The organism is Kribbella sp. NPDC056861, assembly GCF_040687575.1.
In the GTDB taxonomy this organism is placed as follows: domain Bacteria; phylum Actinomycetota; class Actinomycetes; order Propionibacteriales; family Kribbellaceae; genus Kribbella.
In genome coordinates this window covers 602,528-622,046 of the sequence record NZ_JBFBNQ010000006.1, presented here as the reverse complement: position 1 = coordinate 622,046, position 19,519 = coordinate 602,528, and the positions used below count along the sequence as shown (strand labels likewise).

The 19,519-nt window shown below is 69.2% G+C and carries 21 protein-coding genes; 10 read left to right on the top strand and 11 right to left on the bottom strand.

Annotated elements, in window-relative coordinates:
* The first annotated feature begins 37 nt into the window (after window positions 1-37).
* Window positions 38-553 (top strand): DUF4446 family protein, encoded by a 516-nt coding sequence (locus AB0P21_RS31110; RefSeq protein ID WP_363701051.1) that lies wholly within the window; start codon window positions 38-40, stop codon window positions 551-553.
* Here the strand turns inward: AB0P21_RS31110 and AB0P21_RS31105 are convergent.
* Window positions 550-2,145, bottom strand: a complete 1,596-nt coding sequence (locus tag AB0P21_RS31105) for a diacylglycerol kinase family protein (protein ID WP_363701049.1) — start codon at window positions 2,143-2,145, stop codon at window positions 550-552. The genes AB0P21_RS31110 and AB0P21_RS31105 overlap by 4 nt on opposite strands.
* Before the next feature lie 104 nt (window positions 2,146-2,249).
* Between AB0P21_RS31105 and serS the strand changes: the two genes are divergently transcribed.
* Both serS and AB0P21_RS31095 read left to right on the top strand, forming a co-directional pair.
* On the top strand, window positions 2,250-3,524 hold the full coding sequence (gene serS, locus AB0P21_RS31100; RefSeq protein ID WP_363701047.1) for a serine--tRNA ligase: 1,275 nt from the start codon (window positions 2,250-2,252) through the stop codon (window positions 3,522-3,524).
* Entirely contained in the window at window positions 3,521-4,312 is a 792-nt protein-coding gene (locus tag AB0P21_RS31095) for an HAD family hydrolase (protein ID WP_363701045.1), read from the top strand. Before serS ends, AB0P21_RS31095 begins: the two co-directional genes overlap by 4 nt.
* Before the next feature lie 162 nt (window positions 4,313-4,474).
* Here the strand turns inward: AB0P21_RS31095 and AB0P21_RS31090 are convergent, their stop codons facing one another.
* Entirely contained in the window at window positions 4,475-5,029 is a 555-nt protein-coding gene (locus AB0P21_RS31090; protein WP_363701044.1) for a WhiB family transcriptional regulator, read from the bottom strand.
* Between the two features lie 519 nt (window positions 5,030-5,548).
* On the opposite strand from AB0P21_RS31090, the gene AB0P21_RS31085 reads away from it, so the two are divergent.
* Entirely contained in the window at window positions 5,549-6,364 is an 816-nt protein-coding gene (locus tag AB0P21_RS31085) for an HAD family hydrolase (protein WP_363701042.1), read from the top strand.
* 1 nt (window position 6,365) lies between these two features.
* Here the strand turns inward: AB0P21_RS31085 and AB0P21_RS31080 are convergent, their stop codons facing one another.
* Both AB0P21_RS31080 and AB0P21_RS31075 read right to left on the bottom strand, forming a co-directional pair.
* Window positions 6,366-6,989 carry a bacterial proteasome activator family protein gene (locus tag AB0P21_RS31080; RefSeq protein ID WP_363701040.1) on the bottom strand — a complete coding sequence of 208 codons (624 nt, stop codon included), beginning with the start codon at window positions 6,987-6,989 and terminating at the stop codon, window positions 6,366-6,368.
* Between the two features lie 33 nt (window positions 6,990-7,022).
* Window positions 7,023-7,553: a CGNR zinc finger domain-containing protein gene (locus tag AB0P21_RS31075; protein WP_363701038.1), complete on the bottom strand. Its 531-nt coding sequence runs from the start codon at window positions 7,551-7,553 to the stop codon at window positions 7,023-7,025.
* A 25-nt stretch (window positions 7,554-7,578) separates the two neighbouring features.
* Here AB0P21_RS31075 and AB0P21_RS31070 point away from each other — a divergent pair, with 25 nt between their 5' ends.
* Window positions 7,579-7,743: a hypothetical protein gene (locus tag AB0P21_RS31070; protein ID WP_363701036.1), complete on the top strand. Its 165-nt coding sequence runs from the start codon at window positions 7,579-7,581 to the stop codon at window positions 7,741-7,743.
* Between the two features lie 37 nt (window positions 7,744-7,780).
* Here the strand turns inward: AB0P21_RS31070 and AB0P21_RS31065 are convergent, their stop codons facing one another.
* The 4 genes from AB0P21_RS31065 to AB0P21_RS31050 are packed head-to-tail and all read right to left on the bottom strand — an operon-like array spanning window position 7,781 to window position 12,344.
* On the bottom strand, window positions 7,781-10,420 hold the full coding sequence (locus tag AB0P21_RS31065; protein ID WP_363701034.1) for an FtsX-like permease family protein: 2,640 nt from the start codon (window positions 10,418-10,420) through the stop codon (window positions 7,781-7,783).
* On the bottom strand, window positions 10,420-11,139 hold the full coding sequence (locus AB0P21_RS31060; protein ID WP_363701032.1) for an ABC transporter ATP-binding protein: 720 nt from the start codon (window positions 11,137-11,139) through the stop codon (window positions 10,420-10,422). The genes AB0P21_RS31065 and AB0P21_RS31060 overlap by 1 nt, the downstream gene beginning before the upstream one ends.
* On the bottom strand, window positions 11,136-11,726 hold the full coding sequence (locus AB0P21_RS31055; protein WP_363701031.1) for a PadR family transcriptional regulator: 591 nt from the start codon (window positions 11,724-11,726) through the stop codon (window positions 11,136-11,138). Before AB0P21_RS31055 ends, AB0P21_RS31060 begins: the two co-directional genes overlap by 4 nt.
* Window positions 11,727-11,771: 45 nt before the next feature.
* Window positions 11,772-12,344 (bottom strand): TetR family transcriptional regulator, encoded by a 573-nt coding sequence (locus AB0P21_RS31050; RefSeq protein ID WP_363701029.1) that lies wholly within the window; start codon window positions 12,342-12,344, stop codon window positions 11,772-11,774.
* A gap of 74 nt (window positions 12,345-12,418) precedes the next feature.
* Here AB0P21_RS31050 and AB0P21_RS31045 point away from each other — a divergent pair, with 74 nt between their 5' ends.
* Entirely contained in the window at window positions 12,419-12,838 is a 420-nt protein-coding gene (locus AB0P21_RS31045) for a VOC family protein (protein ID WP_363701027.1), read from the top strand.
* 3 nt (window positions 12,839-12,841) lie between these two features.
* Here AB0P21_RS31045 and AB0P21_RS31040 read toward each other — a convergent pair whose 3' ends face one another.
* From AB0P21_RS31040 to AB0P21_RS31030, 3 genes are read right to left on the bottom strand one after another with little or no spacing between them, the layout of a single operon-like run.
* A complete protein-coding gene (locus AB0P21_RS31040; protein ID WP_363701025.1) occupies window positions 12,842-13,819 on the bottom strand; it encodes an NAD(P)H-quinone oxidoreductase in 978 nt (325 codons plus the stop codon).
* Window positions 13,800-14,480 carry an aminoglycoside phosphotransferase family protein gene (locus AB0P21_RS31035; protein ID WP_363701023.1) on the bottom strand — a complete coding sequence of 227 codons (681 nt, stop codon included), beginning with the start codon at window positions 14,478-14,480 and terminating at the stop codon, window positions 13,800-13,802. Before AB0P21_RS31035 ends, AB0P21_RS31040 begins: the two co-directional genes overlap by 20 nt.
* 10 nt (window positions 14,481-14,490) lie before the next feature.
* On the bottom strand, window positions 14,491-15,063 hold the full coding sequence (locus AB0P21_RS31030; RefSeq protein WP_363701021.1) for an NTP transferase domain-containing protein: 573 nt from the start codon (window positions 15,061-15,063) through the stop codon (window positions 14,491-14,493).
* A gap of 67 nt (window positions 15,064-15,130) precedes the next feature.
* On the opposite strand from AB0P21_RS31030, the gene AB0P21_RS31025 reads away from it, so the two are divergent.
* The 4 genes from AB0P21_RS31025 (at window position 15,131) to AB0P21_RS31010 (ending at window position 19,090) form a co-directional block, all read left to right on the top strand.
* Window positions 15,131-15,922 (top strand): carbon-nitrogen hydrolase family protein, encoded by a 792-nt coding sequence (locus AB0P21_RS31025; RefSeq protein ID WP_363701019.1) that lies wholly within the window; start codon window positions 15,131-15,133, stop codon window positions 15,920-15,922.
* Window positions 15,923-15,987: 65 nt separating this feature from the next.
* Complete coding sequence (gene cobC / locus AB0P21_RS31020; protein WP_363701017.1) at window positions 15,988-17,025, top strand: Rv2231c family pyridoxal phosphate-dependent protein CobC; 1,038 nt, start codon at window positions 15,988-15,990, stop codon at window positions 17,023-17,025.
* A gap of 119 nt (window positions 17,026-17,144) precedes the next feature.
* Complete coding sequence (locus tag AB0P21_RS31015) at window positions 17,145-17,858, top strand: hypothetical protein (RefSeq protein ID WP_363701015.1); 714 nt, start codon at window positions 17,145-17,147, stop codon at window positions 17,856-17,858.
* A gap of 5 nt (window positions 17,859-17,863) precedes the next feature.
* Entirely contained in the window at window positions 17,864-19,090 is a 1,227-nt protein-coding gene (locus AB0P21_RS31010; protein ID WP_363701013.1) for a cupin domain-containing protein, read from the top strand.
* Window positions 19,091-19,519: the final 429 nt, after the last annotated feature.

Below are 19,519 nucleotides of genomic sequence, written 5' to 3'. Positions count from 1 at the left end.
CGCAAGCTCTTGACCACGCAGCCATTAAGCTGCGGGCGTGTCTTCGACGTTAGCCGGTGCTTTCGGGATCGCCGCTCTGTTCGTGGCGGTGCTCGCCCTCGTGTTCGCCATCCAGGCGCTCAGGGCGCAGTCCGGTGCGCCCAAGGCCGCGGCGAAGCTGCCCGCGACCCCGCAACCGCAGCCCCAGGTCCAGTCCACGGCAGCACCCCAGCCGGAGGCCAAGCCCGGCACGGTCAAGTCGGAGCTTCGCCGGCTGAGCAAGGAGCTCGAGGACGCCCGCAGCGAGCTGCGCGACACCCTGCAGCACCTGGCCGTCGTCCGGTACGACGCGTACGGCGACATGGGTGGCCGGCTGTCCTGGTCGATGGCGCTGCTCGACGACAACGGCGACGGGGTGGTGCTGACCTCGATCAACAGCCGCAACGACGCCCGCTCGTACGCCAAGGAGGTCAAGGCCTTCGAGAGCGAGTCGAAGCTGTCCCCCGAGGAGACCGAGGCCCTCGAGAACCTGCGCAAAGAGGCAGCGCAGCCCCGGCACACCCCGGAGAGCTAGTACCGGCGTTTGGGCACCCGCACGACCAACGAGCCTGGCTCCACCTCGGCGGTGAGGTTCCGGCCCGGGCCGATGCCGTCGCCGTCGAGCTGACGCTGCACATCCGCCGTGGCGACGATCTCCACCTTCCGCCCGGTGAAGCGCTCCAGGTACATCTCGGTCCGCTTCGTCCGCGTCATCACCCGCCAGAACACCAGCGGCCACTGGGTCACCCGGCGCGGGGCGATCACCACCACGTCGATCAACCCGTCGTCCGGCCGCGCGTCCGGCAGCAGCGGGATGTTCGCCTGCAGCATCCCGACGTTGCCGATCACCACGGTCCGGACCCGGCGCTCGACCTGCTCGTCGTCGTCCAGCGTGATCCGGACCTTCACCGACGGATGGTTGATGTTCTTCGCCGCCGACACCAGGTACGCCGTCCAGCCGATCTGCGCCTTCAGGATCGGCGGCGCCCCGGTGATGATCGCCGCGTCCAGCCCGAGCCCCGCCATCACCGCGAACCGGTCCGTGTCCAGCCCGTCGCCGGACACCTTGACCAGGTCGATCCGCCGGTCGCGGCCGTCCAGGATGCGCTCCAGCGCGTCGTCCAGGTCGAGCGGGATGTGCAGGTTGCGGGCCAGCAGGTTGCCCGTACCGGCCGGGATCACTCCGACCGGGATGCCGGTGTTCGCCAGCGCGGAGCAGACCACCCGGACCGTCCCGTCGCCGCCCGCGACCAGCACCAGATCCGACTCGTTCTCGATCGCGCGCTTGGCCATCGCGTTGCCCGAGTCGTCCTGACGCGTCTCCAGCCAGAGCGGATCGTCGAATCCACGGACGGCCAGCGCGCGAGTCACCTTGCGCCGGAACGCGACCCCGTCGCCGACCTTGATCGGGTTGACGATGACTGCGGCCCGCGGCGGCGTCGACGTACCGTTCCCATCCGCCGGAGTACGCCGCCGGCGTCGTCGCAGCCCGGGACGCAGCCCGAAGCCGATCGACGTCGCGGTCAGAATCGCCAGTCCGAGCGCCCAGCCACCGAGTACGTCGGAGACCCAGTGCGCGTTCAGCAGCACCCGGTCGACCGACGCGATCCACACCACCGCGATCGTCGGCAGCGTCACCAGCAGCCGGAAGCGGCGCCGCCAGCCGCGGACCGACGGCAGCACCACGCCGAGCGCCCCGGCCATCACGAAGGCGGCCGTCGCGTGCCCGGACACGTACGACCAGCCGCTGGTCTCGACTAGCGTCTGGGCAGGCCGGCTCCGGTCGAAGATGTGCAGGACCGCCTGGACCAGGCCCAGTTCGGCGCCGGCAGAGACGATCAGCCAGACGGTGAGCAGCCGTGCGCGCCGGTGCCACAGGTAGACGGCGACGATCAGGATGACGGCTCGCGAGGTCCACGGCAGGATCACCGCGCCGATCACCTGCCAGACGTCCACCATGCTCTCGTGCGCTGCGCCGTACGTCGCCACCCGGGACGCCACCGACTCGTCCCAGCGGCGCAGCGGCGGCCAGCCCCCGAAGACCAGCAAGGTCACCACGGTGAACGGCAACGCACCCAGCACGACCGTCAGCGCCCGGCCGACGTGAGTTGGTGGGTGGTGGTTCATACCCGCTGATTTCCCCCTGAAATGGCCGCTGGTGATCCGCTGGTGCCAGCTCATCATCCCGAATAGACTTCGCCGCCGCTGACACGCCCCGATACCCTGCACGTGTGATCGATGCCAAATTGCTCCGTGAGACCCCCGATGTCGTCCGTGCGTCCCTGACCAAGCGCGGCGAGAGTACCGACCTGGTCGACCAGGTGCTGGCGGCCGACAGTGATCGCCGATCGGCCATTTCGGCGTACGAGTCGCTACGGGCGGAGCAGAAGGGCCTCGGCAAGCAGGTGGCGCAGGCCAAGGGCGACGAGCGCACCGCGCTGCTCGACCGCACCAAGGCGCTGGCCGGCGAGGTGAAGGCCAACGAGGCCGCTGCCGCCGAGGCCGAGACGCGCTTCGACGAGTTGGCCGGCAAGCTGCCGAACCTGGTCGCCGACGAGGCTCCGGTCGGCGGCGAGAAGGACTTCACCGTGCTGGAGGAGATCGGCAAGCCGCGCGACTTCGCCGCCGAGGGTTTCGAGCCGCGTGACCACCTCGAGCTGGGCGAGCTGCTCGGCGCGATCGACATGGAGCGCGGCGCCAAGGTGTCCGGCGCCCGGTTCTACTTCCTCAAGGGCGTCGGCGCGCTGCTCCAGCTCGGCATGCTCCAGCTGGCGATCGCCCAGGCGGTGGAGAACGGCTTCACCCCGATGATCACGCCGAGCCTGGTCAAGCCCGAGATCATGGGCGGCACCGGCTACCTGAACGCCCACGACGACGTGTACCGGCTGGCCGAGCCTGAGCTCTACCTGGTCGGCACCTCGGAGGTGCCGCTCGCCGGGTACCACATGGACGAGATCCTGGACGTCTCCGCCGGCCCGATCCGGTACGCCGGCTGGTCGTCCTGCTACCGCCGCGAGGCGGGCTCCTACGGGAAGGACACCCGCGGGATCATCCGCGTCCACCAGTTCGACAAGGTCGAGATGTTCTCCTACTGCAGCCTGGACGACGCGGCCGCGGAGCACCAGCGGCTGCTCGGCTGGGAGAAGGAGATGCTGGACAAGATGGAGCTGGCCTACCGGGTGATCGACACCGCGACGGGTGACCTGGGCGCCTCGGCGTACCGGAAGTTCGACTGCGAGGCCTGGGTGCCGACCCAGGGCGCGTACCGCGAGCTCACCTCGACCTCGAACTGCACCGACTTCCAGGCCCGCCGGCTGAACATCCGGCACCGGGACGCGGACGGCAAGCCGCGCCCGGTCGCGACGCTGAACGGCACGCTGGCCACCACCCGCTGGCTGGTCGCGATCCTGGAGACCCACCAGCTGGCCGACGGCTCGGTCCGGGTGCCGGCCGCGCTGCGCCCGTACGTCGGTGGCCGCGAGATCCTCGAACCGGTGGGCAAATGACCCAGGGCTGGCGGCCGAAGGCCGTTGCCCTCGACATCGACGGGACGTTGATCGACCACGACGAGCGGATCTCGCCCGCCGTGGTCGACGCGGTCCGCCGCGCCGCCGCGCAGGTTCCGGTGATCCTGTGCACCGGCCGGTCCTGGCAGACCACCAGGCCGGTCGCCGAGCTGCTCGGCCTGCCGGACGGTTTTGTTGTCGCCAGCAACGGTGCGCGAACCCTGCGGTACCCGTCCGGCGAGGTGGTGGACGAGCGGACCTTCGACCCGACCACGGTGATCGCGTCGGTCCGCGAGCACGCCCCGAACGCGCGGATGGCGGTCGAGGAGCACGACGGCGGCTACCTGGTCACCGCGCCCTTCCCGGACGGCGATCTGGGCACTGCCGCGACGATCAAGGTGGTCACGGACGCCGAGCTGGCGCCGCAACCCGTGACCCGGTTGATCATCCGCGACCCCGACCAGTCCGAGAGCGACTTCGTGCAGCTGGCCGAACGCCTGGGCCTGCACGGCGTCGCCTACTTCGTCGGCTGGACGGCCTGGCTGGACATCGCGCCGGAAGGCGTCGACAAGAGCACCGGGCTGAAGGTTGCGCTGGCGCAGTACGGGCTGGAGGCGGCGGATCTGCTGGCGCTCGGCGACGGCCGCAACGACATCGAGATGCTCGTCTACGCCGGTCTCGGGGTGGCGATGGGCGCGGCGCCGGACGAGGTCAAGGTGAAAGCCGACGAGGTCACCAAATCGGTGACCGACGATGGTGTCGCCGCTGTGCTCAATCGGTATTTCTGAATCGCATCTGAGCGAACTATTCGACCCTGATCGAATAGCCGCCGGAGATAGTTTCCCCAGGCAACCAAAAAGCCCGGCCCTCCCGCAGTGACAGGAGGGCCGGGCTTTGCAGTTGTCCGATCGTCTGTTGCCGATAGTCCGCTGGCGGGCCGAGTATCGGTGTCAGGCGACGCGGGTGTTGCCAGGACGAGGTGACTGCCGCGGCCGGTCCACCACGGCGTCGAACGCGTCCAGGACGGCGCTCACCTCCGGGCGGGCCCGCGGTGCCTTGATCGCGGGGCTCTGGCCCCGACGGGCCCTGCGCAGGTGCCGCTTGACGGTGGACAGCGAGCAGCCCAGCCGCATGGCCAGGGATTCCAGGCTGTCGTTCGGGTACTGCGTCCGCAGCCGCAGCACCTCTTCGTGGCTGACCGGCCGACGCGTGCCGCGGGCACCGGCGAGCTGGTCGAAGTCGTCTGCCTGGACCTCTACGTCCAGCAGGTTCCGCATCGAGCGTCGCTGCGCGGCCGTGGTGCCGGCGACGAAGCCGCTGACATCGTGCTGCGCGACGGCGCTGAACAGGCAGTCGGTGAACAACGGGCAGGACGCGCAGACGGCCCTGGCCTCGCGGACCAACTGGTCATAGCGTTCCCGGGTCCGCCTGGTCGCCGAGGCGGGCGGCGGTTCTTCCATCAACCGGTGCTGGAAGATGTCCGTGCGTGCGGTGCAGCCGGTCATCGCCCCCTCCACGATGGAAGATGTGTCGACAGCCGCACGAGAGCTGTTGCTCCCTTGCCCCGCTATCTTGGCGCTGTTGACGATCATCATGGCTCCCCAAGTTCCAGGACCCGGATGAACGAACGATGAAGCACGCCCGAACACCTGAGCCCACTAGCTGATGGGATCGATCTGTCGCCGACCCACCCTGGTCGCCCCGCGGTGGGACGCACCGATCCATAACTCTTGACGCTGTGGATGAGGATTTGGTTGCACCCAATTCCACATCGGTATCGCGTTGGTGTTTGCCGAGGTGGGACGCATCAGAATCGTCGCTGGTTCCCCACTGGCCACCGCATGAAATCACACGAAAACCCTGCTGTGCATGGGAACGGGCTGCAATTGCAGCTTCCTGCCGTAACGGTCTGGTGACGTTGTTCAACGGTCAACCAGATTGCATGGAAACCGATGTCCAAACGCTTGCCACCGAGCCCCGAGTAGGGGTATAGGCGACTCGGTCGCAGCAGCTACGGTGGTCCGGTGCCGATCCCCGAAGCAGTTCGCCCGCCCCGTCTGGTCGCCACCGATCTTGACGGAACCTTAGTACGCAGTGATCGTTCGATCTCGCCACGGACGAAGGCCGCGGTGCTCGCGGTGCAGGAAGCCGGCGCCCAGTTCGTGATGGTGACCGCCCGGCCGCCGCGCTGGTTGCACGACCTCGGTGATCTGGTCGGCGCGCACGGTGTCGCGATTGTTGCCAACGGCGCCATTCTGTACGACGTCGTGCAACGCAAGGCGATCCGGACCGCGCTGATCGAACCGGCCGTCGGTCTCGAGGTCGCGCGCGCGATCCGGGCCGCGGTACCGGAGGTCGAGTTCGCGATCGAGCGGGCCGATCGTTACGGACAGGAACCGACCTATCTCAATCGGTGGCCGACCCCGGACGACACGTTGATCGCCGAGCTCGACGAACTGCTGTCCGAGCCGCTGGCGAAGCTGCTGGTTCGCCATCCCCAGTGGCATTCCGACGAGCTGCTGGCCAGAGTCGGCGCGGTGGTCGGAACGCGGGTGACGGCCAGCCACAGCGGCGGCCACAGCCTGGTGGAGATCTCGGCGAGCGGGGTGTCGAAGGCGGCGATGCTGGCGGAGTTCGCGACCGGCTTGGGAATCACGGCCGACGAGGTGATCGCGTTCGGCGACTCGTTGAACGATCTGCCGATGCTGGCCTGGGCCGGGACGTCGTACGGGATGGGCAACGCGCACGCCGACGTGCTGGCGATGGCCGACGTCATCTGCCCGACAAACGACGAGGACGGTGTCGCCACCGTCCTCGAAGACCTCTTCAACCTCAGGTGAACTAGAGGTACATGCCTCCGCTGCCCGGGCCGTCGGTCGCGCCCGGCTGCGGCGGGCCGGGGAAGGGCGAACCCTCCTCAGGCGCAGCGCCCGGAGGCAACTGCTGGCCGCCAGGGAGTGCGCGACGCATCTGCTCCAGCTGCTGACGCGCGGCCATCTGCTGCGCGAACAACGCGGTCTGGATGCCGTGGAACAAGCCTTCCAGCCAGCCCACCAGCTGGGCCTGCGCGATCCGCAGCTCCGCCTCGGTCGGCGTGCTGTCCTCGGTGAAGTCGAGCGTCAGCCGCTCCAGCTCCTCGACCAGCTCCGGCGCCAGCCCACTCTCCAGCTCCTTGATCGACGCCTCGTGAATCGCCCGCAGTTGCTGGCGGGAAGCCTCGTCGAGCGGCGCTGCCTTCACCTCGTCGAGCAGCTGCCGGATCATGTTCGCGACCCGCATCACCTTGGCCGGCTGCTCGACCAGTTCGGTCACCGAGCGCGGCTCGTCGCTGTCGCGCTCGTCGCTCCGGTCCCGCGGCGGCCCTTCGACAGCCATGCCGTCCGGACCGACGATCAGGATCTTGCCGTCCTCGGTCTGGGCGCCGGTCATCTGGACACCCTCGTTCTCGCCGCTGCTCTCGCTCATTACCCCATCCTAGGTCGCCAACAGTGACAGGCTTTAGGAGGTCTTCGAGCGATGTCTTCGCACTGCGTCACGGTTCGCGCACGCAGGGCTGCAGTAGCGCTGACGTCCACCGCGCGACAGGTCGGCGTACACGTTGTCGCAGCCGTCCGTCGCGCAACGGCCGAGCCGGGAGATGCCGCGGCCGGCCAGGTGCAGCGCAGTACCGGTGCTGATCAAGGTCGCGACCAATCGCCCGACCGGTACGTCGTCGGGTCGGTAGTGCATGTGCCAGCCGTCGCCCGCGTGGTTGGTGAGGCGTGGATGCTCCGTGTGCTTCGCCAGCATCGCGTTCACCAGTCGCACCCGGCTCTCCTCGTCAGGCGCATCCACGACCTCGAGCCACTCATCCAACGCAACCCGTACTGCGGCCAGGTCGGCCGCCGTCACGCGCCTGCTCCGCACGAGCCGGCTCTCGACGCCGCTCTCCTCGCAGCGCTCGGCCAACTCGATCGCGGTCGCGGCCGGATTGGTGGCCAGGTTCACGGCCAATAGGACGGCGTCGGCGCCGTAAGGGTTGAGATGCACAATGCCATTACAGCACGATGGAGTCATGACCACCAGAGACGAAGTCCACCGGCACAGTTGGCGGGTCGCGTCAGCGCATCCCGTCAGCGAAGGTCTGCTCACCTACCAGCAGTGCGAGTGCGGCCAATGGCGCGTCACCAGCACGCCGCTGCACCCGATCGCCCATCCCGACCTGGCCAGAACCAGATAGGTGCTCTAGGCAACAAGTTGCAGCGGCGTACGCGGTACTAGTCGAGCCGGCTGACCATCGGTAACCGCGACCTGGTCAGCAACCAGGCCAGCAGGCCGGCGAACAACGGCACCACGATCACGATGCCCGCGAGCTCCCGCCAGGGGATCTCGAAGTCCGGCGAACCGAACGCCGCATGCGCGGTGTAGCCGTAGAGAGCGCCAACTCCCACGCCGAGCAGGCATCCGAGCTGACCAAGCACCCAGGCCTGGGCGGCGGCGAGACTCCGTCGACGGCGCGGCGGAGCGCCGATGGCCGCCAGGGTCGCGAGGTCTGCGCGCCCCTCCGCCGCGGACAGCGAGACCGAGATCGCGACTCCGAGCAGCGTGACTACGGCCGCCGCGCCCATCAGGCCGAGAAACGCCAGCCCCGCAGGACTCTCGTACCCCTTCTCCACCTTCAGCAGGTCGTCGTACCCGAGCAACGTCGCCACCGCGTCCAGTTCGTCGTCGGTCGGCTCGCGCTTCAGTTCGTACACCGCCCGGTACGGCGTGATGGTGCCGAGCTTCTTCGCGGCCTCTGGGCTGATCAATGCCGTAATGGCCAACTGCCCGACCGTCGGGGCCGAAGTGACCAGCGCGGCGGGGTGCGGTCTGGTCGACTTGCCCTCCGAATCGTCGTCCGTCGTCAGCCTGACCGACCCGCCGGAGATCGCGGCCGCGGCCGGGACGACCACCTGGCCGGCCCGCATCGCCGCGGCGGCCTTCGGTCCGTAGTCAGGGAAGCGCTCGATGTACGCCGGGTCGACGACGACCACTGGGTAGGCCGACTGTCCCTCCGGGTTGGGCATCGGAGCGATCGCTGTCAGCGACGGCGTGTAGCCGTGATAGCTCTTCTGGCCCACCCGGACGATCTGGCCGAACTCGTACGCCGTCTTGGTCGGAAGGAGCGCACCCACCTTCTCGACCGTGGCCGGTGAGTAGGGCACCTCGCCGGCGAAGAGCAGCACGGCATCACCGTGCAGGCTGTCCGGGACGTAGTCGGCGGAGTCGGCGGCGATCGAGTTGGAGAACGCGAAGGCGATCGCCGCCGTCGCTCCGACCGACATCATGATCGCCGCTGCCGCGGGGCCGGTGCGGTGCCGATGGCGGGAAGCGTCCCGCAGCGCGAGGCGTCCGCTCAGCGGCAGGAAGCGGGCCAGTTCGGCCAGCTTGGCGACCAGGCCGGGCAGCAGCCAGACCAGTCCGATCAGTACTGCGGTGATGCCTAGCAGCACCAGGGCGATCGGCCCGGTCGGCGTCACCGAGTTGCCGTACACGTTGCTGCTCTCGGACGCGGCTTTGCGGGCTGCCCCGAGTACGCCGGCCATCCAGACGCTGCCGAGGACGCTGCACGCGATGCCGGCTCCGACCAGGATGATCGCGGGCTTGCGGAGTCTGACCACCCCGGCCGCGGCGGCGAATCGACCGCTGAGCGCCGCCATGGGCGCCATCCGTCCGGCGCTGACGGCCGGCACGACGGCCGCGGCCAGGCCGGCCAGAAGGCCCAGCAGTGCGATCGGCAGCAGCTTCGACCAGGGAATCTGGAGATCGAGCAGCAGCGACGAGAAGAGCCGCTCCCACAACGGCCGGCCCGCGAAGGTGACCACGATGGCGAGCAACAGTCCGCTGCCCGATCCGATCGCCCCCGCGAAGACGCCCTGCGCGAGGACGATGCGCCGGATGTCTCGAGGTGTCCCGCCCGCCGCGGTGACCAGGCCGAGCTCGCGGGTCTGCCGTCGCGCGCCGACCGCGAACGCAGTACCGGCCAGCAGGACGATCTCGAGTACGCCGAAGCCGATCACCAGGGCGATCACCGCGGTCGCGCCGGCATCGGCGGCAGTGCCGTACATGCTCGGCGGCGGGTCGACAATATTTGCTCTAGGCAACAATGCGAGGCCGTTGCCGAGTAGTTGGTCGCTCAGTGCGTCAGCGTCGGTGCCGGCCGGCAGCTCGGCCAGGTAGACCAGCGGAGTCTGCGGATCGACGGTGGTCAGCGGCGTGTTCGATGGACCGAAGATGGTCCGGTCGCCCGGGCCGGAGAGACTGCGGGCCAGCCCAACCACGGCGTACTGCTGGTCGGTCGGCGTGGTCAGCTTGGCGCCGGTCCGCAGCTTGTCGCCGTCCAGCAGTCCGAGGTACTTCGCCAACGCGGGCGAGATCGCGACCTCGGTGGGCTTGCCGGGCATCTGCCCGCTGTCGAGCTTGAAGGTCCCTGCGGTCAACGGGCTCCGGCCGTCCCCTGTGATCAGCCGGGCCGAGGTGATGGTGTGTGGCCCACGGAGAGAAGCCTGGCCGACCTCCTGCAGTTTGCGGGCCGTCGTACTGCCGGCCGGCAGCAGCTTCAGCGGATCGACCTTGCTGGTGTCGCGCGGCCGCTGGTTGCCGCCCAGTGGGCCGGGATCGCTGATCATCAGACTCGGTCGCTCGGGCCAGGGATTCAGCTTCCCGTACTGCGTCACGGTGACCTCTGCATCGGCCGTCCCGACGGTCTGCCGGGCGAGGCTCTCGCCGGTGGGACTGTCAGCCGTGTTGATCAGGGTGATCCAGGACGCCGCGAACACCGGTACGCCGATCAGCGCGGCGACCAGCAGAGTTCTGCCAGGGGAGCGCCGGGCTGTACGCCGGGCGATCCGCAGCGGGGGTCCCCAGCCGCCCATCAGTGGGTTTCCAGCAGGATGTCGACCTCGGGCAGCGGGCCGGACTGGCCTACCAGGACGCCATCACGCAGGTAGACGACGCGATCGGCCCAGGCGGCGTGCCGGGCGTCGTGGGTGACGAGGACGCCGGCGACGCCGTGCTGGTCGCAGCGGTCGCGGAGGAGCTGGAGGACGGCTTCGCCGGTCTCCGAGTCGAGTGCGCCGGTGGGCTCGTCGGCGAGCAGGATCCGGCGTTCACCGACGATGGCCCGGGCGATCGCGACCCGTTGCCGCTGGCCGCCGGACATCTCGTCGGGAAACCGGTCGGCCAACTCGGGGATGGCCACCTCCGTCAGCGCGGCCTCGGCGTATTTGCGGGCAGTTCGGGCGCGGGTGCCGTCCAGTTCGAGCGGCAGCATCACGTTCTCGGCGGCGGTCAGGGCCGGGATCAGGTTGAAGTCCTGGAAGACGTACCCGATCCGGCGCCGGCGCAGAGCCGCGACCGCCTTGGCGCCGAGGGTGGCCAGGTCGTTGCCGTCGACCAGGATCTCGCCGCTGGTCGGCCGGTCGAGTCCGCCGGCGCAGGTCAGCAGCGTCGACTTCCCTGAACCCGACGGGCCCATCACGGCGACGAGTTCGCCGGCTGCCACGGACAGGTCGACGCCGCGGAGGGCGTGCACGGCCTGCTCGCCGGTGCCGTGCACCCGGGAGAGATTGCGGATGTCGAGGATCGTGCTCATCGGTGGGCCCCCGCCTCTAGGTCTGATGGGTCGTCGGTGTGCACGGCCGCAGTACTGGGCTTGGCGGTCCGGCGGTGGCGGGAGAGCATCGACTCACAGTGGTCCAGCCAGCGGATCTCCGCCTCGGCGCCGAAGATCATCGACTCGAGCACCAGCAGCCAGGAGATCTCGCCATCCCGGCCGCCGCGCTTGAGCCGGGTCAGCTCCTGCATCGTCTGCATGGTCGAGGCGCGCTGCCGCTGCAGCACCGCCGTCACGTCGATCCCCGGTACGGCGAGCGCCAACGCGAGCTTGATCGCCAGCTCGTCGCGCGGCCGCGACTCCCGGGTCACCGGCGTCTCGAACCACCGCGCCAGCTCGTCCTGCCCGGCCATGGTGATCTCGTACAGGGACCGGCCGTCGTCGTCCTTGCCGGTCTGACTGGCCTGCACCAGCCCGTCGCGTTCGAGCCGGGTGAGCGTCGTGTAGACCTGCCCGATGTTCAGCGGCCAGGTCGAGTTGGTGGCCGCCTCGAACTCCCCGCGCAGTTGGTACCCGTACTTCGGCTCCGTCCGGAGCAGCGCCAGCAAGCCGTGTTTGATCGACATAGATACTGAGTATGCATACTCAGTATTCAGTGGTCAACCGGGTTTTCAGTCCTCCCGGACCAGTCGGCGTACGAGCCGCGCGGTGATGGCGTCGACGTCGTACCGGCGGCCGGTACCGGGGGTGAGTTGGTCGAAGACGAGGCCGTCGATCGCGAACCGCAGCAGCCGGACCTCCTCGGCGCCGCCGGGCAGGCCGGCTTGGACGTGGAACGAGACATCGGTGTCGAATCCCTGCTGCAGGGTGCGCGAGAGGATCTCGTTGAGCCCCGGCCGGCGGGCCGCCTCCAGGCGCAGTTCGAACAGGGCGAGGGGGAGCTCGGGGCGGCCGAGCAGGCGCTCGACGATGTAGCGGACGTAGTCGACGACCAGGTCGATCGACGGCGTCCGCTCGGCGAGTGGGGTCAGCACCGTCTCGTCGGGGGCGAGCCGCTCGAAGATCCGCTCGCCGAGGGCGCCGAGCAAGGCGTCGCGGCTACGGAAGTAGTTGGACGCAGTACCGGCCGGGAGGCCCGCGGCGGCATCGACCGCGCGGTGCGTGAGGCCTCGGGCGCCCGACTCGGCCAGTACGGCGAGGCCGGCGTCGGCGAGCTGGTTGCGGCGTTCGGGATTGCTCGGCATGTTGACAAGCCTAGCAGCTATGCACTACAACTGTTGTACTCAACCACAACAGCTGTAGTGATCAAGGAGATCAATTGCATCCCGCTTCTTTTGGCGCGACCGTCGTCACCGCACGTCCGGCCGAGGTCGCCGCGTTCTACGAACGGCACTTCGACCTGAAGATCACCCTCGATATCGGCTGGTTCATCTGCCTGCGCCGCGGCGAGGTGGACTGGGAGTTGGCCATCACCGAGCGCGGTCACGAGTCGGTGCCGGCCGCCGTCTCGGCGCTCCGGGACAGCTCGAACATCTTCGGCTTCGTCGTCGAGGATGCGGATCAGGTCGCCGCGGCCCTCACTGACGGCGGCGTCGCGTTGGAGACCGAGGTGATCACCGAGGTCTGGGGTCAGCGGCACTTCTTCGTGCGCGACCCCGAAGGCACCTGGATCGACGTCATCCAACTGGTCGCCCCGGACCCGGCCTGGCTGGCCGCCAACTTCTCCACGCCGCAGTAACCGTCAGATGGTCAGCAGGATCTTGCCGATGTGGTTGGACTCCTCGAGCGCCTGGTGCGCCTGGGCGACGGCCTCCAGCGGGTAGGTGCGGTGCACGATCGGCCGCACCTTCTTCGCTGTCACCAGCGGCCAGACATGTCCGACCACCTCGGCGAGGATCTGGCCCTTCTCCACCACCGACCGCACCCGCAGACCGGTCCCGGTGATCGAGCCGCGCCGCGACATCAGCCGCCCGAGGTCCAGCTCGCCCTTGGTCCCGCCCTGCATCCCGATCACGACCAGCCGGCCGTCGTACGCGAGCGTCTTCACGTTGTCCTGCAGGTACTTCGCGCCCATGATGTCGAGGATCACGTCGGCGCCGGCCTTGTGGGTGGCCTCGTTGACGACCGAAGCCCACTCGGCTTCCTTGTAGTTGATCGCGACGTCCGCGCCGAGCCGGGTGCAGAAATCCATCTTGTCCCGGCTGCCGACCGTGCAGAGCACCCGGGCGCCGTGCGCGACCCCGAGCTGGATCGCCATCGTGCCGATCCCGGACGAGCCGCCGTGCACGAGCAGCGTCTCGCCGTCCTTCAGGTGCGCGGTCATGAACACGTTCGACCAGACCGTCGCCACCACCTCGGGCAGCGCGGCCGCGCTGACCAGGTCGATGCCCTCCGGCACCGGCATCACCTGCGGCGCCGGGACGACCACCTTCTCGGCGTACCCGCCACCAGCGAGCAGCGCGCAACACTCGTCACCGACTGCCCACCCCTCGACCTCGGAGCCGACTGCGGCAATCGTGCCGGACACCTCGAGCCCGATCGTCCCCGGCGCCCCGGGCGGCGGCGGATAGTGCCCTTGCCGCTGCAACAGGTCGGCGCGGTTAACGCCCGCGGCGACCACATTGATGACGACCTCGTCCACCGCTGGAGTCGGATCCTCGATCTCACCGATCGTCAGCACCTCGACGCCACCGGCACCCTCACAAACGACAGCTCGCATGCCAGCCACGGTACTGCGTCAGGCTTGCGGCCGGACGATCTCGCCCATGTCGCCCGCGATGCTGTCGAGCGGATCGACGGTGCCGATCGACTTGAACCAGTCCCAGAGCTCGAGCGAGTGATAGAGCCGGTACAGCGTCATCCGCGGCCGCCAGTCGGCCGGCAGCTCGCCGTACCCATCGGTGAGCCCGCCGAGCTTGTCGGCGTTGCCCCTTCATGAAAGTTGGGTGGCAAGGAACAGGCTTCGTGGCGTTGCCGAACAGCGGGTCGAGCACTTGGTCGGTCAGATACCCGTACGCCGGTTGCGGGATGCGATGGATCTTCGCGAGCAGCTCGCCGAGTTGCCGGTAGACGGCCCGCCAGTCCGGCGGCTCGGCCTCGGACAGCGGTACTCCGTCGAGCTTCGTCAGGACGGTGAAGGCCGGGCCGACGTGCACGACCTCGGGGATCGAGCCGGCGAGTTGCTGCTGGAGGATGCCGTAGACGTAGACCTCTTTGGCCTGCTTCCAGGCCCACTCGGGCTCGTAGAGCTTCACGATCAGCGGCGCCGCGGCGTACCGGCGTACCTCGAAGACCGTGCTCAGCTGGCCACCCGACCGCGGCACGATCGCCGCGATGTCGCTGCCCGGGCAGGCCTGCTCGACCATCGCGGCGATCTCCATTGCCGCAAAGCTAGAGGCCGGGCTGGTCCGTTGTCGACGGGTTTTGGTCGTCGAGGTCTGCCCAGGAGTCGACGTCGTCGCCCGCGCGGGTCGGCGCCGACCAGCTGAGGTCCAGGTCGAGGAAGAGTCTGCGGACCGACTGGTTCTGCGGATCGCCGATCCGCTGCAACGCCGCCACCAACGCAGTACGCCGGTACGCCGCCGCCAGCCACTGCTCGCGGCTCCCCGTATCGAGCAGCCCAAACCCATCATGCTCGCCGACGCCCTCGACCAGTTGCCCGACCTCTGCGGCGGTGATCCACGGCAGATCGCAGGACAGCAGCACCACGATCGGCGCCTGGCCAACGGCGATCCCAGCCGCGATCCCCGCGACCGGTCCACCTCCGGCTGGCTCCTCCCGGGTCCACTCGACCGGCCGGCAGACCGCGCGCTCCGGCCCGACGACAACTGTCGACCTCGCCGCGATCGTTGCTGTGAGCACCCGATCCAGCAGGGACAGCCCGTCCAGCACCAGCAGCGCCTTGTCCACCCCGCCGAACCGGGTGGACCCGCCGCCGGCCAACACGACCGCATCGAACTCCATCCCCTCAGTCTGCCTCCCGTCGCCGCGAGCCCGGGTCAACTCCGCCCGGATGGGGCACCATGGAGGCGTGAAGATCGCCGTGGTGCAGACCGCCAGCTCGCACGACAAAGCCGCCAATCGTGAGTCGGTCGCGCGGCTGGTCGCCGACGCGGCGGTCGACGGAACCGACCTCGTCGTACTGCCGGAGGCGATGATGGCCGACTTCGCGAGCGAGGGTGGTTCGGTCGGCGACCTGGCAGAGGCGCTCGACGGGGAGTTCGTCGGCACACTCCGCAAGGCCGCGGCCGAGCACGGCGTCGCGATCGTGGCGGGCATGTTCGAGCGGAGCTGCGACGAGGCCCGGCCGTACAACACGCTGCTCGCGGTCGGCTCGGACGGCGACCTGCTGGGTGCCTACCGCAAGATCCACCTGTACGACGCGTTCGGCTACCGCGAGTCGGATCAGCTAACCGCGGGAGACGTGGCGCCGGTCGTCGTCCAGGTTGCCGGGCACAAGCTCGGGCTGATGACTTGTTACGACCTGCGGTTCCCCGAGTTGTCGCGGGCGCTGGTCGACGCGGGGGCCGAGGTGTTCGTCGTACCGGCTGCTTGGGTGCGTGGGCCGCTCAAGGAGCACCACTGGACCACGCTGCTGACGGCGCGCGCGATCGAGAACACCTGTTATGTCGCCGCCGCCGCCCAGAACGGCAAGAAGTACTGCGGTCTGAGCCAGATCATCGACCCGCAGGGCATCGCAGTCGCCGCCGTCGGCGAGGCGGACGGATTCGCCGCTGCCGAGATCTCGGCGGACCGGCTGGCCGAGACCCGAAAGCGCAATCCATCGCTGAAGAACCGGCGCTTCACGGTGACTTCTCGTTAGGTCTTCACGGTGACTTCTCGTTGGGTTTCGCCTCTTGTCAGGACTTTGCGGCTAGCCTCCTGCGTGTGACGCAACGGCCGGACGGTTTCGATCTCGACCACCATGGCGACCTCGAGGTCGGCCACGGCCTGGTCGACCTCGCCGTCAACGTCCGCGCCGGTACGCCGCCCGGCTGGCTGATCGAGGAGGTCGGGGCGAGCCTCACCGACCTGGCTTCCTACCCGCGACAGGACGCCGCGCTGGCTGCCGTCGCCAACCGGCATCAGCGTGACCAGTCGCAGATTCTGCTCACCGCGGGGGCGGCCGAGGCCTTCGTGCTGATCGCTCGCGCGTTCCGGCCGCGGCACCCGGTCGTCGTCCATCCGCAGTTCACCGAGCCCGAGGCCGCACTGCGGTCGGCCGGACATTTGGTCGATCGAGTCATCCTTAGTGCGGAGAACGGGTTCGTCTTCGATCCCCGCTCGGTGCCGGCCGACGCGGACCTGGTTGTGGTCGGCAACCCGACCAACCCGACGTCGGTGCTGCACCGGGCCGACGATCTCCGCGAACTGGCTCGGCCCGATCGCATTCTGGTGGTCGACGAAGCCTTCATGGACGCCGTGCCCGGTGAGCCCGAGTCGTTGGTCGGGGCGTCGATCCCGGGGCTCGTTGTGGTGCGCAGCCTGACCAAGACGTGGGGGCTGGCCGGACTTCGCGTTGGGTATGTGGTGGCGGCCCCCGGGCTGATCGAGCAGTTGGCCGCAGTACAGCCGCACTGGCCGGTGTCGACTCCTGCGCTCGCGGCGGCGGTTGCTTGCTGCAACGAGCGTGCGGTGGCCGAGGCGGCGCAAGCGGCAATCGAGCTGGATCGGCAGCGTGCTCATCTGCTGGCAGGGCTCTCGGGGACGGCCGGCGTTTCGACGTACGGGGTGGCTCGGGGGCCGTTCGTGCTGGTGCATGTGGCCGGCGCCGCAGTACTGCGGGAACGGTTGCGGGAGCGCGGTTTCGCCGTACGGCGGGGAGATACGTTCCCCGGACTGGGGGCGGATTGGCTGCGAATCGCTGTCCGTCCGGAGGAGGTCACCGACGGGTTCCTGAAGGTCTGGCAGGACCTCGCCGGGTGAGTCGTCGATCGGAGCGGAACCGAATGGCCGTTGTAACGCGGGTGCAGGTTTAGCTCGGGTCTACTTTGCGCACTGGGAGGTCGGCAAGACACTTCGGGCAGTGCGAAAGGAGCACCATCATGGGCTTGAACGACGACGACATGACGACCTCATCGGCCGACAGCGAGGGGCCGGCCGACGGCGGAGCATCGAGTGGTACGACCGATGGCGGTGCTGACGGCGGTGCCGGCGGCAACGTCTCCGGTGGCTCCGGTGACGGCGAGGGGCTGGCTGACGGCGGGACGACGGTCGGTGGTCATGACGGCGGCGCCGACGGTGGCGCTGATGGTGGAGCCGGGTCGTCCGAGGGACCTGCTGACGGTGGCGCCGTAGGTGGCGGAACCGACGGCGGTGCCGATGGCGGCGCTGGGGAGGGTCCCGCTGATGGCGGAGCTTCTCCGGGCGCGACCGACGGTGGCGCCGATGGTGGCGCTGGCGGCTACGGCTCGTCTGAGGGACCTGCCGACGGCGGCGCCGTAGGCGGCGGAACTGATGGCGGTGCCGATGGCGGCGCGGACGGTGGAGCTGGCTCGTCTGAGGGACCCGCTGACGGTGGCGCTGTTGGCGGCGGAACCGACGGCGGCGCAGACGGTGGAGCTGGCTTCGGCTCGTCCGGCTCGGGTGACGATGCAGAAGGACCCGCGGACGGCGGCGCCTCGCCTGGTGTCAGCGATGGCGGTGCTGACGGAGGTGCCGACAGTGGCGCCGAAGGACCTGCTGATGGTGGTGCCTCACCGGGTGCGACCGATGGCGGTGCTGACGGCGGTGCCGGCGGGAACTCCGGGAGTTGGTGATTCCAGTGCCGGAGAGCGGGATGCTGCCGGACGAGCGTCCCGCTCTCCGGCGCTGTGTAGCGGGTGGTCTGGACCTCGACGAGTTCGGCCGCTCCTACTGGGGTGCCCGGGCGCTGCTGTCGCACGGCGGCGACTACAGCGACCTGTTCAGCCTGCAGGACGCTGACGAGCTCCTGTCCCGCCGCGGCCTCCGTACGCCGTTCCTGCGCCTGGCCAAGAACGGGACTGTCGTCAACGACAGCCAGTTCACCGGCCCGGCCGGAGTCGGTGCGGAGATCAACGACCAGGTCCGCGACGACAAGGTGGCCGCACTCTTCGCGAGCGGCCACACCGTCGTACTGCAGGCTCTGCACCGCACTTGGCCGGCACTGGTCGACTTCGCGACGCAACTGTCGACCGACGCCGGGCACCCAGTGCAGATCAACGCCTACATCACCCCGGCCGAGTCGCAGGGCTTCTCCGCCCACTACGACGTCCACGACGTTTTCGTCCTGCAGGTGGCAGGCGAGAAGCACTGGACCGTCCACGAGCCAGTACACGCGGACCCGCTCCGCAACCAGCCGTGGACCGACCACTCCAAGGCAGTAGCCGCCGCAGCCCGCGACCGGGCCCCCGTGATCGACGAGGTACTACGCCCCGGCGACGCGCTCTACGTCCCCCGCGGCTTCCTCCACTCGGCCAAGGCACTCGGCGGCGTCAGCGCCCACCTGACCGTCGGCATGCACACGTTGACGCGCTATCTACTCGTCCAGGAGCTAGCAGCCCTAGCAGCCGACGAACCGTCTCTCCGCGCCGCGCTACCCCTCGGTTTCGACCCCGGCGACCCGTCGCAGCTCGCCACGGTCCTGGACGACGTGGCCTCGCTCCTGATCAAGCGGATCGAGCAAACCACCCCCGACGCCCTCGCCCCGCGACTGCGTCGCCGTACGTGGTCCGGCAACCGCCCAGCCCCGCTACCCCCGCTAGCCCACGCCGCCGCGATAGCTGGCCTAACCGCTGGTACGACGGTCCGCCTCCGCCCCGGCCTGCGCTTCCACCTGGTCGAGGGCGACCCGGTCCGCCTGCAACTAGCCGACCGCACAATCTCCTTGCCCAAGGCAACTTCTGCCGCTCTTTCCGTCCTCTGCTCCGGCGCGACCGTCACAGTAGGCGACCTCCCGGACCTCGACGAAGCCGACCAGTTGGTCCTGGTCCGCCGCCTCCTCACCGAAGCGGTCCTGACCACCGCCTAACCTGACCCTGTGGACCCCGACCACCCACCACTGAGATGCGCACCCGCGGCAGAACAGCGCGCCGACCCCCTGTACGCGACCGCCCCACCCGCAACCCGCTGGCTCCTAGTCGAACACCGAGGCGCCTGGCCCCGAGTAGCGCTCACCGCGCTGCGCTCCAACCCACCCGAGCCCGCCCTCGGCTCCAGCTCCAATGCCGCTCCCATGACCGGGTCCAGTACTAGCGCTGCCACCGGCTCCAGCCCCGCTCTCGGGGCCAATTCCACTCTGCCGAGCGACGATGGGCTGTCGGCTGAGGTCTTGCGCCTGTGTGCAGCAGCTGGCATCCGACCCGTACTGATCCGGCGCCACGGCCGACCCGACCGCGACAGCCCTCGCCGCTGGGCGCTCATCGATAGCCGCCCCGGACAGGAATCGATCCGCTGGGGC